The following is a 15,267-nucleotide window of genomic DNA, read 5'->3' as shown; positions in this document are numbered from 1 at the left end:
GCCGCGCGGGTGCGGGCGGGCAGGGGCCGGCGCGCGGCCTGGGCGGCCCGGGCGCCCACCAGCAGCTCGCCGTAGCGCACGCCGGCCGGGCACACGGCTTCGCAGCGCCGGCAGCCCAGGCAGTGGTCGAGGTGGGTGTCGCCGGCCGCTCCCGGGACCAGCTGGCCGGCGGCCACCGCGCGGATGTAGGCGATGCGGCCGCGGGGCGACTCGGCTTCGTTGCGATCGAGCCGGTAAGTGGGACAATGCGGCAGGCACAGCCCGCACTGCACGCAGCGGTCGGCCAGGGCCACCAGACCGGCCGCGCCGGGCGTCCGGGCGGGTTCGGGGCGGGCCGGGGGCGGCATGTCGGGCATGGCCGGATGCTAGCACGGGGTTAAACCGGGCTTGCGTGGGCCGGAAATGGCCGCTATCATTCCGCCTCTTTCCACCCCGATTTCTATTTGGAGCCGTCATGAAGTCCATGACCGTCAGCGCCAAGCCGGAGACCGTCAAGCAGGACTGGTACGTCGTCGACGCCAGCGGCAAGACGCTTGGTCGCCTGTGCTCGGAGCTCGCTCGCCGCCTCCGCGGCAAGCACAAGCCGGAGTACACCCCGCACGTCGATACCGGCGACTACATCGTCGTGATCAATGCGGAGAAGATTGCCGTCACCGGCAACAAGCTCCAGGACAAGAAGTACCACCGCTTCACCGGCTACGTCGGCAACCTGAAGACCGAGACCCTCGGCCAGGCCCTCGACGCCCACCCGGAGCGCGTGATCGAGATCGGCGTCAAGGGCATGCTGCCCAAGAACCCGCTCGGCCGCGCCATGTTCAAGAAGCTCAAGGTTTACAAGGGCTCCGAGCATCCGCACACCGCCCAGCAGCCGCAGGCGCTGGACTTCAAGGCTTAAGGTAATCCCATGGCTACCCAGCAGAACTACGGCACCGGCCGTCGCAAGTCCTCCACCGCCCGCGTGTTCCTGCGCTCGGGCAGCGGCAACATCGTCGTCAACGGCCGTCCGGTGGACGAGTTCTTTGGCCGCGAGACCTCGCGCATGATCGTGCGCCAGCCGCTGGAACTGACCCAGATGTCCGACAAGTTCGACATCAACGTCACGGTCGAGGGCGGTGGCATCACCGGCCAGGCCGGCGCCATCCGCCTGGGCATCGCCCGCGCGCTGGTCGAGTACAACGACACGCTCAAGCCGGAGCTGCGCAAGGCCGGCCTGATGACCCGCGACGCCCGCGAGGTCGAGCGCAAGAAGGTCGGCCTGCACAAGGCCCGCCGCGCCACCCAGTTCTCGAAGCGCTAATCGTTTCGTAAACTGGCGCGGTCCCGGAATTGGGGGATCGTCTAATGGTAGGACTGCAGACTCTGACTCTGCCTATCTAGGTTCGAATCCTAGTCCCCCAGCCAAAAACAGAAGGCCCCCGAAAGGGGGCCTTTCTGTTTTTGTTTGGGGGGAAGGCAAGTCGGAACTTCGTTCGACAAATTTGTCTGGAACAAATTTGGTCGGCGAAGCCGACCCCGGAGCGAAGTGCAGGGGCCAGGCCCATGGATGGGCCTGGCAATCCTGGTCCCCCAGCCAAAAACAGAAGGCCCCCGAAAGGGGGCCTTTCTGTTTTCGTCGGCGCCGCTACCGCTACCGCTTCCGGCCAGCCGGCGATAGACTCGGCCTATACGTCGTCGGAGCCGTCCCATGCCCGTTCCCGCCACCGAGCTCGCCCGCCTTTTCCCGCTCGAGTCTTTGCGCCAGGAAACCCGGGACCAGCTTGCCCGCGAGGCCGTGCTGAGCGAATACCAGCGCAACGAGAACGTGTTCGAAGCCGGCGACATCGACGAGGACACGCTCTACCTGCTCGACGGCGAACTGCGCTGCACCTATCCCGATGGCCGCAACGTGGCGCACATCGCCACGGCGCCGCATGGCCGCTATTCGCTCAACGACGCGGTGCCGCGCCGTTTCACCGCCAAGGTGGTGTCCGCCCGCGCCAAGGTGATGCGCATCGACCGCCGCTACCTCGAGAAGCTGATCACCTGGGACCAGCTGAGCCGCGACGAGAACTACCGCCACTTCGGCGGCGCGCCGGGCAGCAACGACTGGGTGTTCCGCCTGCTGCGCGCGCCGGCGTTCGCGCGCCTGCCCACCGGCAACATCGAGAAGATGTTCCAGATGTTCGAGCCGGTGACGGTCAAGCCCAGCGAGATCGTCATGCGCGAGGGCGACCCGGCCGACTATTTCTACGTGGTGCGTTCGGGCAGCGCTTCGGTGTCCAAGTACCTCGATGGCGCGCCCCAGGTGGTGGCCTACCTGCGCGAGGGCGACACCTTCGGCGAGGACGCGCTGCTCTCCAACCTGCCGCGCAACGCCACCGTGCGCATGATGCAGGGCGGCCAGCTGATGCGGCTCTCGCGCGAGGCCTTCGAGGCGGTGCTCAAGCCGCCGATGCTGTCCTGGGCGCTGCCCGCCGATGCCGCCCGGCTGGTGCAGTCGGGCGCCGTGCTGCTGGACGTGCGCATGCCCGAGGAGCACGCCCAGCGCGCCATCGATGGCTCGGTGAACGTCCCCCTCTACCGCCTGCGCGAGGACGTGGCCGGCGTGCTGTCGCCGGGCGCGCGCGTGGTCGTGTACTGCAACACCGGCGAGCGTTCGGCCGCCGCGGCCTTCGTGCTCAAGCGCCTGGGCTACGAAGTGAGCGCCCTGCACGGCGGCCTTGGCGCGATGCAGCGCATGCTGGCGGCGCAGGCGTCGGGCTGAGCAAGGCCGGGGACGGGTGCATTTACGCGCCCGGAGGCATTCCTGTCAGCGGAGTCAGTCGGGCGCGTAAATGCACCCGTCCCCCTAGCGGCGGATCGGGCGGACCTTGCCGCCGATGATGACTTCGTCGGCCGGGCGCGCCGCGAACAGGCCGCAGGTGACCACGCCCGGGATCTGGTTGACCTTGGCTTCCAGCGCCACCGGGTCGGCGATGCGCCAGTTGTGCACGTCCAGGATCCAGTTGCCGTTGTCGGTGACCACGCCTTCGCGCCACACCGGCTGGCCGCCCAGCGCCACCAGGGCCCGGCCGACCAGGCTGCGCGCCATCGGGATCACCTCCACCGGCACCGGGAACGCGCCGAGGAACTCGACCTGCTTGGCCTCGTCGATGATGCAGACGAAACGGTCGGAGGCCTGGGCGATGATCTTCTCGCGGGTCAGCGCCGCACCGCCGCCCTTGATCAGGCGGTTGTACGGGTCGCACTCGTCGGCGCCGTCCACGTAGAGCTTCAGCGGCCCGACCGCGTTGAGGTCGAGCACCGGGATGCCGTGCGACTGCAGCTGGCGCGTGCTCTGCTCCGAGCTCGACACCGCGCCCTCGATGCGGCCCTTCATCCGGGCCAGGCCGTCGATGAAGAAGGCCACGGTCGAGCCGGTGCCGACGCCGACGACGCTGCCGTCCTCGACGTATTCCAGGGCCTTTTCGGCAGCCAGTTTCTTCTGTTCGTCGCGGGACACGGGCTTACTCCATCGAAAGGATGCGTTTGTACTGGGCGGCCGACACCGGCAGCACCGACAGGCGGTTGCCGCGGCGGAGCAGGGCGAAGTCGCCGAAATCGTCGGCGCGCGCCTTCAGCTCCTCGAGCGCGACCGTGCGGCCGAACTTGCGCACGAAGCGCACGTCCACCATCCACCAGCGCGGCTCTTCGCGGCTGCTCTTGGGGTCGTGGTAGTCGGACGCTGCGTCGAACTGGGTCGGGTCGGGGTAGGGCGTCGAGGCCACCTCGGCGATGCCGACCACGCCCGGCACGGCGCAGTTGGAGTGGTAGAACAGGATCGGGTCGCCGACCTTCATGTCCTTGAGCATGAAGTTGCGTGCCTGGTAGTTGCGCACGCCGGTCCAGGGCTCGGTGCCGACGCGCTCGAGCGCGTCGATCGAGAACTCCTCGGGTTCGGATTTCATCAGCCAGTGCTTCATGGCCGCCATTATCGCCCGAACGCGAGCCACTCGCGCTCGGTGGCCAGGGCGTCCAGGTCCACGTCCCAGGCTTCGGCGGCCAGTGCCGGCGCTTCCTGGCAGGCGTAGGCCACGCCGACCAGCCAGGGCGGGCCGGTCCGTTCGCGGCGGAAGGCGAAGCTGCGGTCGTAGTAGCCGCCGCCCATGCCCAGGCGATGGCCGGCGCGGTCGAAGCCCAGCAGCGGCACCAGGGCCAGCACCAGTTCGGCCGGGTCGAGCGTCGACGACGGCGCGACCTCGGGCTCGGGAATGCCGTAGCGGTTGTTCACCAGCGGGTCGCCCGGCCGCCAGGGCGCGAAGCGCAGGGACTTGTCGGGCTGCAGCAGCGGCAGGCACCAGACCTGGCCGGGGGCCAGGCGCAGTTGCACCGAGTGCAGGGGCAATTCGCCGCCGACGGCCCAGTAGCCGCCGACATAACCCGGCGCGCGCAGTTCGGGGCGCGCCGCCAGCCGCCGGGCCACCGCATCGGCGGCGGCCAGGCGCTCGCCGGCCGAAAGGGCGGCGCGCCGGGCCTGCAGCTCGCGGCGCAATTCGGGGCGCGTCGGGTTCAAAAGATGACCTCCACCATGCCGATGCGTACGAAACGACCTTGATCCCTGGGATCAAGTGGGTACCCGGACCATCGCTTCAGGCTTTCCGCAACGGGGCGGACATGCACACCACTCTGGCGCCGGATTCCCGTGTCGTGTTTATGGGACAAGGCGAATGTTAGGCACGCTGTCGGACACGGCAGAGGACGACTGGAATTATAGGCCCGGCCGCGGAGAAAAACGTGAACGTCAGCGCGGAGCGTCGAACAGGCCGTCGAGCTTGCGGTTGAGCTCGCCCAGCACCTGGCCCAGGGCCTGGTCGCGCTTGTCGGCCTGGGTCTTGAGCTGCAGCAGTTCGTGCGCGAGGTTGAGCGCGGCCAGCACCGCCACCCGGTCGATGGCGGCCATGCGGTTGGAGCCGCGGATCTCGCGCATGCGCGCGTCGAGCAGGTGGGCGGCGGCCATCAGGCCGTCGCGCTCGCCCGGCTCGACGCCGACGGTGTACTCGCGGTCGAGGATCTTGACGTTGACCGGCTCGCTCACGCGTTGTGCTCCAGCGACTTCAGGCGCGCGATCATGGCCTCGACCCGCGAGCGGGCCTGCTCGTTCTTGTTCAGCAGCTGGGCGCGCTCGGCCACCAGCTGTTCCTGCCCCTGCCGCAGGCTGCGGTTTTCCTCGAGCAGCCGCCGATGCTGCTCGGCCAGGCGCTCGAAGCGCTCGGCCAGGGCCTGGAGCTGGGCAATGGGGTCGTTCGGGCTCATCGCGGCCACCTTAGGCGGGGCGGGTCAGGGGGTCAATACGGCGCCGGGATGGCGGCCACGGTGCCGGGCTGCCAGCTGCGGATGAAGGCCAGGCAGCGGTGCGCGTCCAGCGGCGGCGACAGCCAGAAACCCTGGATCTCGTCGCAGCCCTGCTCGCGCAGGTAGCTCAGCTGCTGCTCGCTCTCGACGCCCTCGGCGATCACGTTCAGGCCCAGCGAGTGGCCCATGGTGATGACCGTGGCGGTGATGGCCTCGTCGTCCGGATCCTTGGTCAGGTCGCCGATGAACTCCTTGTCGATCTTGAGCGTGTCGATCGGCAGCCGCTTGAGGTAGACCAGCGAGGAGTAGCCGGTGCCGAAATCGTCGATGGCCAGGGTGACGCCGATCTTGCGCAGCTCGTTGAGCACGTGCGTGGTCTGCTCGGCGTTCTGCATCACCATCGACTCGGTGACTTCGAGCTCGATGCGGTTGGCCGGCACGCCCAGGTCGGCGATCAGCCGGCGCAGCTGCTCGGGCACGTTGCCGCGCAGCAGCTGCAGCACCGAGACGTTGATGCCGATGGAGATCTCGTTCAGGCCGTGGGCGCGCCAGCGCTTGAGGGTCTGCAGGGCCTCGGCCAGCACCCAGTCGCCGATCTGCAGGATCAGGCCCGATTCCTCGGCCAGCGGCACGAACACGGTGGGCGGGATCTCGCCCAGCTCGGCGCTGTTCCAGCGCAGCAGCGACTCGACGCCGGTGATGCGGCCATCGGCCAGGGCCATGCGCGGCTGGTAGACGAGCCGGAACTCGCCGCGGTCGATCGCCTTGCGCAGCGAAGCCAGCACGGTGGCGCGCCGGCGCGACTCGGCGTCCATGGTCTCGTTGTAGATCTGGTAGGTGTTCCGGCCCTCGGCCTTGGCCTGGTACATGGCCGTGTCGGCGAACTTGAGCAGGTCGGTGGGCACCAGGGCGTGGTCGGGGTAGAGGCTGATGCCGAGCGAGGGCGTGATCGACACGTCGTGCCGCTCGTCCACCTCCAGCGGCATGGTGAAGGCGGTGAGGATCTCGCGCGCCATGCGTTCGACCGCCGGCAGCGACTCGACGTCCTCGAGCACCACCGTGAATTCGTCGCCGCCCAGGCGCGCGACCGTGTCGGAGGCGCCCACCGTGGCCTGCAGGCGCGTGGCCGCGGCCTTGAGCAGGCGGTCGCCGGCGGCGTGGCCGAGCGAGTCGTTGATGTCCTTGAAGCGGTCGAGGTCGAGGAACAGCACCGCCACCCGGGTTTCCTGCCGGCGCGCGCGCACGATGGCGCGGCCCAGCCGCTCGGACAGCAGGGCGCGGTTGGGCAGGCCGGTGAGCGTGTCGTAGTTGGCCAGGTAGCGCAGCTCCTGCTCGGCGCGCTTCTTGTCGGTGATGTCGTTGACCACCGCCACGAAGTGGCTGCGCAGGCCCATGGCGTCGCGCACCTCGCTCATCTCGATCCAGCCGAGGAGTTCCTCGCCGTCCTTGCGCTTTTGCCACATCTCGCCGGCCCAGTGGCCGGTACGCTCGAGCACGTCGCGCACGCGCCGGTAGAACTCGGCGCTGTGCTGGCTGGAGTCGAGCAGGCGGCTGTTCTGGCCGATCACCTCCTCCTCGCTGTAGCCGGTGATGCGCGAGAAGGCCGGGTTGACCGAGATGAAGCGGAAGTCGAGGTCGATCACCGCCACCGCCTCGCTCATCGAGCGCAGCACCTCCAGCGCGACCCGGCGTTCGCGCTCGGCGCGCCGGATGGCGGTGATGTCGCGGGCCGTGCCGGCCATGCGCAGCGGGTTGCCGCTGCCGTCGCGCTCGACCACCTTGCCGCGCGAGCGCACCCACACCCACTCGCCGCGGGCGTTGCGGATGCGGTGCTCGGATTCGAACACGTCGGTATGGCCGATGATGTGTTCCTGCAGCAGCTTCTGCACCCGCGGCAGGTCCTCGGGGTGGATCGACTGCGTGCGCCAGTCGTCGGTGCTCAGCTGGTCCCGGCTGCCCTGGCCGAGCAGCTGGTTGGCGCCCAGGCGGTAGAGGCTGTTGGCGGGGATGTTCCAGTCCCAGAACTCGTCGCCCGAGCCCCAGAGCGCCAGGTTCAGGCGCTCCTCGCGCTCGTGGATCTCGGCCAGCAGGGAGGTTTCCTGGCGGCGGCGGTGGGTCCAGACGCGCCAGAGCAGCCAGCACAGGAACAGGGCGATGGCCAGCAGCACCAGTTGCACGATGCCGCTCGAGCCCAGCCCGCCGGGCGCCCGGGCCATGGCGACGCCCGGAAGCAGGGCCATGGGCAAGGCGCCGAAGGCGGTCCAGCCGCGGCCGGCCAAGCTCCTGTGATGTACAGACAGCGCCATTAGGCCCCGTGGTCCCCGCCTTCCCCTTATCCCCGGGGAGTGTAGGGTGGCGCTAACATCGCCACAAGCGGCGCGCCCGCGCTTGCTAGAATGCCGGCAACCCACGCACGGCCCTTCCGATGACCCCAGCCTCGCTGCCCGCGCACGCCCAGGTGGCCGACGAACTCCAGGCCCTCGAAGCCTCGCTCGATCCCTCCGAGCTGCACGGCTCGCTCTGCGGCTACGTTTCCGGCGGCGGCAAGCACGACCGCGCGGGCTGGTTCGCCGCCGTGATGTCCGACCCCCTGGTGTCCACGCCGGCTGCCGATGGCGCCCTGGACCAGCTCTACCAGGCCAGCACCGCCCAGCTAGAGAGCCCGGACTTCGGGTTCGAGCTGCTGCTGCCCGAGGGCGACCGCCCCGTGTCCGAGCGCGGCGACGCGCTGCTGGCCTGGTGCCGTGGCTTCCTGGGGGGCTTCGGCCTGGCCGCGGGTGCGAACCCGCCGCTGTCGGAGGAGTCGGGCGAGGCCCTGGCCGACATGGCCCGCATCGCCTCGAGCGACCTGAGCTACGAAGAGCCCGAGGCGGACGCCGAGGCGCTGGAGGAAGTGTCCGAGTTCGTCCGCGTGGCGGTGATGCTCCTGCACAGTGACTGCGTGCTCGGCCCCCGGCACCGCCGCAAGCTCAACTGAGGCACGCATGATCAAGCCGGCCGAGTTCGCCCGCCGCCGCAAGCAGCTGATGCGCATGGCCGATGAGGACGCCATCCTCATCCTGCCCAGCGCCCCGGAGCGCGTGCGCAGCCACGACACGCACTTTCCCTACCGCCAGGACAGCGATTTCTGGTACCTCAGCGGCTTCCCCGAGCCCGAAGCCGTGCTGGTGCTGGTGCCGGGCCGCAAGCACGGCGAGGTGCTGCTGTTCTGCCGCGACCGCGACCCCGAGCGCGAAGCCTGGGACGGCCCGCGCGCCGGCGCCGAGGGCGCGGTGGAGGCCTACGGCGTCGACGATGCCTACCCGATCACCGACCTCGACGAGATCCTGCCGGGCCTGCTCGAGGGCCGCTCGCGCGTCTATTACCACTTCGGCCGCGACACCGAGTTCGACCTCAAGCTCATCGGCTGGGTGAACCGGGTGCGCTCGCAGGTGCGCCACGGCGCCCAGCCGCCGCACGAATTCCTCGAGCTCGGCCACCTGCTGCACGAGTTGCGCCTGTTCAAGAGCGCGGCCGAACTCAGGTTGATGCGCCGCTCGGCCGCCATCGCCGCCGAAGCGCAGCTGGCGGCCATGCGTGCCACCCGCGTCGGCGGCCGCGAATACGAGGTCGAGGCTGCGCTGCAGTACACGTATCGCCGCCACAACGCCGTGGCTGCCTACGAGCCGATCGTCGGCGCCGGCGCCAACGGCTGCGTGCTGCACTACCGCGCCAACAACGCGCCGCTCAACGACGGCGAGCTGCTGCTGTGCGACGCCGGCGCCGAGTACGCCGGCTACGCCTCCGACATCACCCGCACCTGGCCGGTGAACGGGCGCTATTCGAAGGAGCAGCGCGCGCTGCACGAGATCGTGCTGGCCGCGCAGGCGGCGGCGATGGCGCAGGCGCGGCCGGGCCGGCGCTGGATCCTGGGCCACGAGGCGGCGGTGGAGGTGCTCACCGAAGGCCTGCTGTCGGTGGGCCTGCTCAAGGGCTCGCTCAAGTCGGCGCTGTCTTCGGGCGCGTACAAGAAGTTCTACATGCACAAGACCGGCCACTGGCTGGGCCTGGACGTGCACGACGTGGGCGAATACAAGGTCGCCGGCGACTACCGCGAACTCGAGCCGGGCATGGTCTTCACCATCGAGCCGGGCATCTACATCGCCCCCGGCAGCAAGGGCGTGCCGGCGAAGTGGCAGGGCATCGGCATCCGCATCGAGGACGACGTCGCCATCACCCGGGACGGCCACGAGGTCCTCACCGACGCCGTCCCGCGCGACACCGACGCCATCGAGGCCGTCCTCGCCACCCGCTAGGGAGACCGGGTCACATGTCGTGCTTGGTGACGTCGAGGCCGAGGGACTTGTAGTGGGTCCAGCGGGCGCGCAGCGGGCCGCGCGCGGACTCGTCGGCGGGCACCACCTCGAGCACGCGCTCGAAGCCCGGCGGCACCGGTTCGTCGCGCAGGTTGAGCACCAGCGCGCGCATCGGCGGCGACTGCTCCGGCGGCGCGATCAGCACTTCGACTTCGTCCTCGTCCTCTTCCGCACCGGCGATCTGGTGCGGAAGGAATTCGTCCGGGTCGAAGGACCAGAGCAGGTCGTCGAGTTCCTCGGCCTGTGCGGCCGAGGAGGCCAGCACCAGCAGCGGCTGGCCGGCGTGCACGGCCTTGCGGGCCAGTTCGCACACCAGCAGCAGCGGCTGCTCGCGGAAGCGGGGCTTGCCGATCAGGTAGAAATCGGCGCGCGCCACGTCAGCCGGCCTGGTCGATCAGCCACTGCGCCAGCAGGCCCACCGGGCGGCCGCTGGCCAGGCCCTTGCGGCCCTCGGCATTCGACACGCCGGCGATGTCCAGGTGCGCCCAGCGCTGACCCTCGGTGAAGCGAGAGAGGAAGCAGCCGGCGGTGATGGCGCCGGCCGACTTGCCGCCGATGTTGTAGACGTCGGCGAAGCCGGACTCGAGCTGGCTCTGGTACTCGTCCCACAGCGGCAGGCGCCAGGCGCGGTCGTACACGTGCTCGCCGGCCGCGAGCAGCTCGCCGGCCAGGTCGTCGTGCTTGCTCATCAGGCCGGCGGCGTGCTTGCCCAGCGCGATCACGCAGGCGCCGGTGAGCGTGGCCACGTCCACCGTGGCCTGCGGCTCGTAGCGCTGCACGTAGGTCAGCGCGTCGCACAGGATCAGGCGGCCCTCGGCGTCGGTGTTGCCGACCTCGATGGTCTTGCCCGACATCGAGGTGAGGATGTCGCTGGGGCGGTAGGCGTCGGCATCGGGCATGTTCTCCACCGCCGGCACCACCATCACCACGTTCAGCGGCAGCTTCATGCGCGCGGCGGCCAGGAAGGCGCCGAACACGCCGGCCGCGCCGCACATGTCGAACTTCATTTCCTCGATGCCGCCCTGCACCTTGAGGTTGATGCCGCCGGTGTCGAAGGTGATGCCCTTGCCGACCAGCGCGTAGGGCTTGGCGTCGCCGGCGCCGTTGTAGCGCAGCACCACCAGCCGCGGCGGGTTGGCCGAGCCGCGGCCCACGGCCAGCAGCGAGCCCATGCCCAGCTTCTCCATGTCGGCGCGCTCGAGCACCTCCACCGTCACGCCCTCGTTCTCGCTGGCGATGCGGCGGGCGGTGTCGGCCAGGTAACCGGGGTTGCAGATGTTCGGCGGCAGGTTGCCCAGCTCGCGGGCGAGCTCGACGCCGGCGGCGATGGCCACGCCGCGGGCCAGCTCGGTCGCGTGGGCCGCGTCGGCGGCCACGTCCAGCGACTTCAGGCCCTCAGGGTCCTTGGTCGAGCGGGTGTGGGTGTAGGCGTAGGCCGCGTGGTCGGCGGCGACCACGGCCTGGCGCACGCTCCAGGCGGCGTCGCGGCCGGCCACCGGCACTTCGGCCAGGGTGAGCAGGGCGCTGCGCACCGGGCCGCTGCGCAGCGCGCGGACGGCGTCGCCGATGGCCTTGAGGTAGGGCGCGGCGGCGAACTTGCCGGCCTCGCCCAGTCCCGCCACCAGCACGCGCGGCGCCTTCACGCCCGGCAGGTCGTGCAGCAGCGCGGTGCGGCCGGCCTTGCCCGAGAGGTCGCCGCGCCCGGCCAGCGCCGCCAGCTTGCCGCCGGTGGCGGCGTCGATCGCCTGGCCCGAAGGCGTGAAGCTGCCGTCGGCGAAGAGGCCAACGATCACGCAATCGTGGTCGGCAGTGGCGGGGTCGGGACGATTCAGGCGAAATTCGAGGCTCATGGGCGGGTCACCGTTACAATTCACAAACCCCGATTCTAGCAAGCCCACCCTCCACGGAACCCGGCGCCCCCGAATGTTGCTCATCGAGCGTTACCTGTTGCGCCAGTTCGCCCGGAGCGTTGCGGCCGTCACCGTCGTGCTGCTGCTGGTGGGCCTGGGCGGCCTGCTGGTCGACCTGATGGCGGAGATCGCCCGGGGCAAGGTGCCGGCGGCCCTGCTGCTGTCCCAGCTGGGCCTGCGTTCGGTGCAGGTGCTGCCGATCCTGCTGCCATTGGCGCTGTTCATCGGGCTGCTCATGGCGGTCGGCCGGCTCTATGGCGACAGCGAGATGGCCGTGCTGTCCTCGGTGGGCCTGGGCCCGCGCCAGCTGTGGCGGCCGCTGGCCCTGGTGACCCTGCCGGTGGCCGCGGTCATCGCCGTGGCTTCCCTGTGGGCGGCGCCCTCGGGCGCGCGGCTGGCGCAGCAGATGGTCGAAGAGGCCAACCGCAGCTTCCTGGTGGCGGGCCTGGAGGCCGGGCGCTTCATCGAACTCCCGGGCCGCGGCGGCGTGATCTACGTCGACAGCATCGACGTCGAGGGCTCGCGCTTCGGGCGCATGTTCGTCCAGGCCGAGCGCGATGGCCGGCTCGACATCGTCACCGCGACCGAGGGCGAGCTGCTGGTCGAGGGCGAGCGCGGCCGCTACCTGCTGCTGCGCGACGGCTTCCGGGTCGAAGGCGACCCCGGCCAGCGCGACTTCCGGATGATGCGCTACGCCGAGAACGAACTGCAGGTGCCCGATCGCGAGCCCGAGACGGAAACCGACCAGCTCGAAGCCATGCCCACGCTCGCGCTCCTGCCCCAGGACGCCGCGCCGGCCCGCGCCGAACTGCACTGGCGCGCCGCCACGCCGCTGCTCGCCCTCGCGCTGGGCCTGATGGCGCTGCCGCTGGGGCGGGGCGAACCACGCCAGGCGCGCTATGGCCGCATGCTCGCGGCCCTGCTGGTCTACATCAACGCCATGATCCTGCTGCTGCTGGGCAAGGGCTGGCTGGCCGCCGGCGTGCTGCCGGCCTGGCTGGGCCTGTGGTGGCTGCTGGTGCCGCTGGCCCTGCTGGCGCTCTGGCTGTTCGCGACCGATGGCCGGGTCCGCCGCCGCCGCGGAGCGACGGCATGAACCTGCGCCCGGGCCGGCTCGATTTCTACCTCGCCCGCGCGGTGCTGCTGGCGACGGCGGCCACGGCGGCGGTGCTGCTGTCCTTCGACCTGGTCGGCGCGCTGCTTAACGAGCTCGACGAGGTCGGCGAGGGCGGCTACACGCTGAGCCATGCGTTCCTGTACACGCTCTACACCTCGCCGCGCCGCCTCTACGAACTCTTCCCCACCTCGGCCCTGATCGGCACCGTGCTTGGCCTCGGCGGCCTGGCCGCCCGCTCGGAGCTCACCGCCATGCGCGCGGTCGGCGTCTCGCGCCTGCGCATCGGCCTGGGTGCGCTGCTGTCTTCGGCGCTGCTGGCCGGGCTGATGGTGGTCAACGCCGAAACCGCCGCGCCGCAGGGCGAACAGAGCGCGCAGACGGTGGCCAACTCGGCCAAGGCGGGCGACGTGGTGATGGCGCGCGTCTCGGGGCTGTGGGCCCGCGACGGCAATACCTTCCTCAACGCCCGCGACGGCCAGCGTCGCGAACTCGACGGGCGCGCCTGGACCGAACTGCAGGGCGTGCGCCTGTTCGAGTTCGACATCGACGGCCGCCTGGCCTCGCTGGTGGTGGCCCGCACCGCCGAACACCGTGACGGCTACTGGACGCTGCACGGGCTGCGCCGCACCCGCTTCGACAGGCGATCGGTGCAGGTCGAGGAGCTCGACACCGAGCGCTGGCAGACCACGCTGGGCGACGAACTGGTCTCGGCCGCGGTCAAGCGCCCGCGCTACATGAGCAGCCACGAGCTTCGCCGCAACATCGACTACCTCGAGCGCAACGGCCTGGACGCCAAGGCCTTCGAGAACGCCTACTGGGCGCGCTGGTTCTATCCGCTCAACGTGGTCGTGCTGTGCCTGTCGGCGCTGCCCTTCGCCTTCGGTTCGCTGCGCTCGGGTGGGTTCGGCAAACGCCTGTTCATCGCCGTGGTCATCGGCGTGGGCTACCTGCTGGCGCAGCGGCTGGTGGTGAGCCTGTCGGACGTCTACCGCTTCGATGCCCGCCTGGCCTACCTGCTGCCGCCGGCGGTGCTGATGGCGGTGTGCTGGGGCCTGTTCGGCCGCCGCGACTAGCGCTCCAGGCGCACGAGCACGGTGCCGCTGGCCAGGTCGTGCCAGGTGCGGCGCTCGCGCTCGAACAGGCTCCACAGGAAGCCCAGGCCGAAGGTCGCCAGCGACAGCGTCGCCACGGCATACCGCAAGGCCAGGGCCTGGCGCGTGGCGCGGCGGCCGTCGGCCGCCAGCACTTTCAGCCGCCAGGGCCGCATGCCCAGGGTCTGGCCGCCGCGCTGCCAGGACAGCAGCGCATAGCCGCCGGTCACCGCCCAGAGCAGCGCGAATTCCAGCCAGGCCGCCAGGCTGCCCGGCGGCACGGTTTCGCCGCCGCGCGCGAGCAGCATCAGGCCGGCGGTGGCGAACCACAGCGCCAGCACCGGGAAGAAGTCGTAGACCAGGGCCAGCAGGCGCCAGCCGAGATGGGCCGGGCGCGCGGCCAGGGCGGGGGAGGCATCGGACATCGCGACAGCATAGCCGGCGCCGGCACCCGTCGCTAAGCTGCCGCCATGTCTTCCCGTCCTGCCGACCGCCGCGCCCGCGCCCGGGACCTGCCGCCCGCCACCGAGGCCGACCAGCGCGCGATCACGGCCTTCCTGGACCGCGCCTGGGCCGAATCCGGGCTCTCGCGGCTCACGCTCGACAGCTACCGCCGCGACCTCGAGGGCCTGGCACGCTGGCTGGTCGCCCGCGGCCGCGGCCTGGGCGGCGTCGACCGCCAGGTGCTGTTCGACTACCTGGCCGACCGCACCGCCCAGGGCTATGCCGCGCGCAGCAACGCGCGCCTGCTTTCGGCGCTGCGCGCCTATTTCGGCCAGCAGGCGCGGCTGGGCCTGCGCGAGGACGACCCGACCGCCCGGCTCGACCCGCCCAAGCTGCGCCGCTCCCTGCCCAAGGCGCTGTCGGAGAGCGAGGTCGAGGCCCTGATCCAGGCTCCGCCGGCCGAAACGCCCGCCGGCCTGCGCGACCGCGCCATGGTCGAGCTGATGTACGCCACCGGCCTGCGCGTGAGCGAGTTGGTGAACCTGCCGGCGGCGGCGGTGAACCTGCGCCAGGGCGTGCTGCGGGTGACCGGCAAGGGCAACAAGGACCGGCTGGTGCCGATGGGCGAGGAAGCCCAGCACTGGCTCGAGCGCTACCTGGCCGGGGCGCGGCCGGCGCTGGCCGGCGGCCGCGCCGCGGCGGCCCTGTTCCTGGGCCGGGAAGCGGCGCCGCTGAGCCGCCAGCAGTTCTGGAACGTGGTCAAGAAGCGGGCCCTGGTCGCCGGCATCGACCCGGCCCGGGTCAGCCCGCACGGCCTGCGCCACAGCTTCGCCACCCACCTGCTCAACCACGGCGCCGACCTGCGCACCCTGCAGATGCTGCTGGGCCACAGTTCGCTCTCGACCACCCAGATCTACACCCTGGTGGCCCGCGAGGGCCTCAAGCGCCTGCACCAGCAGCACCACCCGCGCGCCTGAGCCGGCCCGCCGGGCTGTGCGAGAATCCCTGAACTTTCCGCCCCGCGCCGGGTCGGAGCCGCA

18 protein-coding genes, 1 tRNA gene and 1 other RNA gene are annotated in these 15,267 nt (G+C 70.8%); 9 read left to right on the top strand and 11 right to left on the bottom strand.

Translation table 11 applies throughout. The features are described 5' to 3' along the window. Positions 1-356, bottom strand: a 356-nt coding sequence (locus C6N40_RS02670) for a 4Fe-4S dicluster domain-containing protein (protein ID WP_240183423.1), incomplete at its 3' end; no start/stop codon positions are given. A 107-nt stretch (positions 357-463) separates the two neighbouring features. Between C6N40_RS02670 and rplM the strand changes: the two genes are divergently transcribed. The 4 genes from rplM (at position 464) to C6N40_RS02650 (ending at position 2,743) form a co-directional block, all read left to right on the top strand. Beyond that, positions 464-895 carry a 50S ribosomal protein L13 gene (gene rplM, locus C6N40_RS02665; protein ID WP_106989445.1) on the top strand — a complete coding sequence of 144 codons (432 nt, stop codon included), beginning with the start codon at positions 464-466 and terminating at the stop codon, positions 893-895. Between the two features lie 9 nt (positions 896-904). Continuing rightward, positions 905-1,297: a 30S ribosomal protein S9 gene (gene rpsI, locus C6N40_RS02660; protein ID WP_106989444.1), complete on the top strand. Its 393-nt coding sequence runs from the start codon at positions 905-907 to the stop codon at positions 1,295-1,297. Positions 1,298-1,327: 30 nt separating this feature from the next. Continuing rightward, positions 1,328-1,401 (top strand) — tRNA-Gln (locus C6N40_RS02655). A 283-nt stretch (positions 1,402-1,684) separates the two neighbouring features. Continuing rightward, positions 1,685-2,743 (top strand): cyclic nucleotide-binding domain-containing protein, encoded by a 1,059-nt coding sequence (locus tag C6N40_RS02650; RefSeq protein WP_106989443.1) that lies wholly within the window; start codon positions 1,685-1,687, stop codon positions 2,741-2,743. An 84-nt stretch (positions 2,744-2,827) separates the two neighbouring features. Here the strand turns inward: C6N40_RS02650 and rpiA are convergent, their stop codons facing one another. From rpiA to C6N40_RS02615, 7 genes are all read right to left on the bottom strand, one after another. Then, positions 2,828-3,481 (bottom strand): ribose-5-phosphate isomerase RpiA, encoded by a 654-nt coding sequence (gene rpiA / locus C6N40_RS02645; RefSeq protein ID WP_106989442.1) that lies wholly within the window; start codon positions 3,479-3,481, stop codon positions 2,828-2,830. 4 nt (positions 3,482-3,485) lie between these two features. After that, a complete protein-coding gene (locus C6N40_RS02640; protein ID WP_425477638.1) occupies positions 3,486-3,950 on the bottom strand; it encodes an EVE domain-containing protein in 465 nt (154 codons plus the stop codon). Further along, positions 3,950-4,531, bottom strand: a complete 582-nt coding sequence (locus tag C6N40_RS02635; RefSeq protein WP_106989441.1) for a 5-formyltetrahydrofolate cyclo-ligase — start codon at positions 4,529-4,531, stop codon at positions 3,950-3,952. The genes C6N40_RS02640 and C6N40_RS02635 overlap by 1 nt, the downstream gene beginning before the upstream one ends. A gap of 3 nt (positions 4,532-4,534) precedes the next feature. Beyond that, positions 4,535-4,719: non-coding RNA, 6S RNA (ssrS, locus tag C6N40_RS02630), on the bottom strand. 40 nt (positions 4,720-4,759) lie between these two features. Next, positions 4,760-5,053 carry a cell division protein ZapA gene (locus C6N40_RS02625; protein WP_106989440.1) on the bottom strand — a complete coding sequence of 98 codons (294 nt, stop codon included), beginning with the start codon at positions 5,051-5,053 and terminating at the stop codon, positions 4,760-4,762. Then, the gene (locus C6N40_RS02620; protein ID WP_106989439.1) at positions 5,050-5,271 is read right to left on the bottom strand and encodes a TIGR02449 family protein; all 222 of its coding nucleotides are present in this window, start codon (positions 5,269-5,271) and stop codon (positions 5,050-5,052) included. The genes C6N40_RS02625 and C6N40_RS02620 overlap by 4 nt, the downstream gene beginning before the upstream one ends. A 32-nt stretch (positions 5,272-5,303) precedes the next feature. Continuing rightward, positions 5,304-7,550 carry a putative bifunctional diguanylate cyclase/phosphodiesterase gene (locus tag C6N40_RS02615; protein ID WP_162782039.1) on the bottom strand — a complete coding sequence of 749 codons (2,247 nt, stop codon included), beginning with the start codon at positions 7,548-7,550 and terminating at the stop codon, positions 5,304-5,306. Positions 7,551-7,735: 185 nt separating this feature from the next. On the opposite strand from C6N40_RS02615, the gene C6N40_RS02610 reads away from it, so the two are divergent. Continuing rightward, the gene (locus C6N40_RS02610) at positions 7,736-8,287 is read left to right on the top strand and encodes a UPF0149 family protein (protein ID WP_106989437.1); all 552 of its coding nucleotides are present in this window, start codon (positions 7,736-7,738) and stop codon (positions 8,285-8,287) included. Positions 8,288-8,294: 7 nt separating this feature from the next. Beyond that, complete coding sequence (locus C6N40_RS02605; RefSeq protein WP_106989436.1) at positions 8,295-9,605, top strand: aminopeptidase P N-terminal domain-containing protein; 1,311 nt, start codon at positions 8,295-8,297, stop codon at positions 9,603-9,605. A gap of 10 nt (positions 9,606-9,615) precedes the next feature. Here the strand turns inward: C6N40_RS02605 and C6N40_RS02600 are convergent, their stop codons facing one another. Beyond that, positions 9,616-10,041 carry a DNA polymerase III subunit chi gene (locus C6N40_RS02600; RefSeq protein ID WP_106989435.1) on the bottom strand — a complete coding sequence of 142 codons (426 nt, stop codon included), beginning with the start codon at positions 10,039-10,041 and terminating at the stop codon, positions 9,616-9,618. Between the two features lies 1 nt (position 10,042). Beyond that, positions 10,043-11,515, bottom strand: coding sequence for a leucyl aminopeptidase (locus tag C6N40_RS02595; protein ID WP_106989434.1), 1,473 nt, complete (start codon positions 11,513-11,515; stop codon positions 10,043-10,045). Positions 11,516-11,588: 73 nt separating this feature from the next. Between C6N40_RS02595 and lptF the strand changes: the two genes are divergently transcribed. Beyond that, complete coding sequence (gene lptF / locus C6N40_RS02590) at positions 11,589-12,671, top strand: LPS export ABC transporter permease LptF (RefSeq protein WP_106989433.1); 1,083 nt, start codon at positions 11,589-11,591, stop codon at positions 12,669-12,671. Then, positions 12,668-13,765, top strand: a complete 1,098-nt coding sequence (lptG, locus tag C6N40_RS02585; RefSeq protein ID WP_106989432.1) for an LPS export ABC transporter permease LptG — start codon at positions 12,668-12,670, stop codon at positions 13,763-13,765. Before lptF ends, lptG begins: the two co-directional genes overlap by 4 nt. Here the strand turns inward: lptG and C6N40_RS02580 are convergent. Further along, a complete protein-coding gene (locus C6N40_RS02580; RefSeq protein ID WP_106989431.1) occupies positions 13,762-14,208 on the bottom strand; it encodes an RDD family protein in 447 nt (148 codons plus the stop codon). The genes lptG and C6N40_RS02580 overlap by 4 nt on opposite strands. A gap of 45 nt (positions 14,209-14,253) precedes the next feature. Here C6N40_RS02580 and xerD point away from each other — a divergent pair, with 45 nt between their 5' ends. Further along, positions 14,254-15,204, top strand: coding sequence for a site-specific tyrosine recombinase XerD (xerD, locus tag C6N40_RS02575; RefSeq protein WP_106989430.1), 951 nt, complete (start codon positions 14,254-14,256; stop codon positions 15,202-15,204). The last annotated feature ends 63 nt before the right edge of the window (positions 15,205-15,267 follow it).

It is taken from the genome of Arenimonas caeni (assembly GCF_003024235.1).
Lineage (GTDB): Bacteria > Pseudomonadota > Gammaproteobacteria > Xanthomonadales > Xanthomonadaceae > Arenimonas > Arenimonas caeni.
The sequence above is the reverse complement of the archived record's forward strand: the minus strand, read 5'-3'. Positions and strand labels throughout refer to the sequence as shown.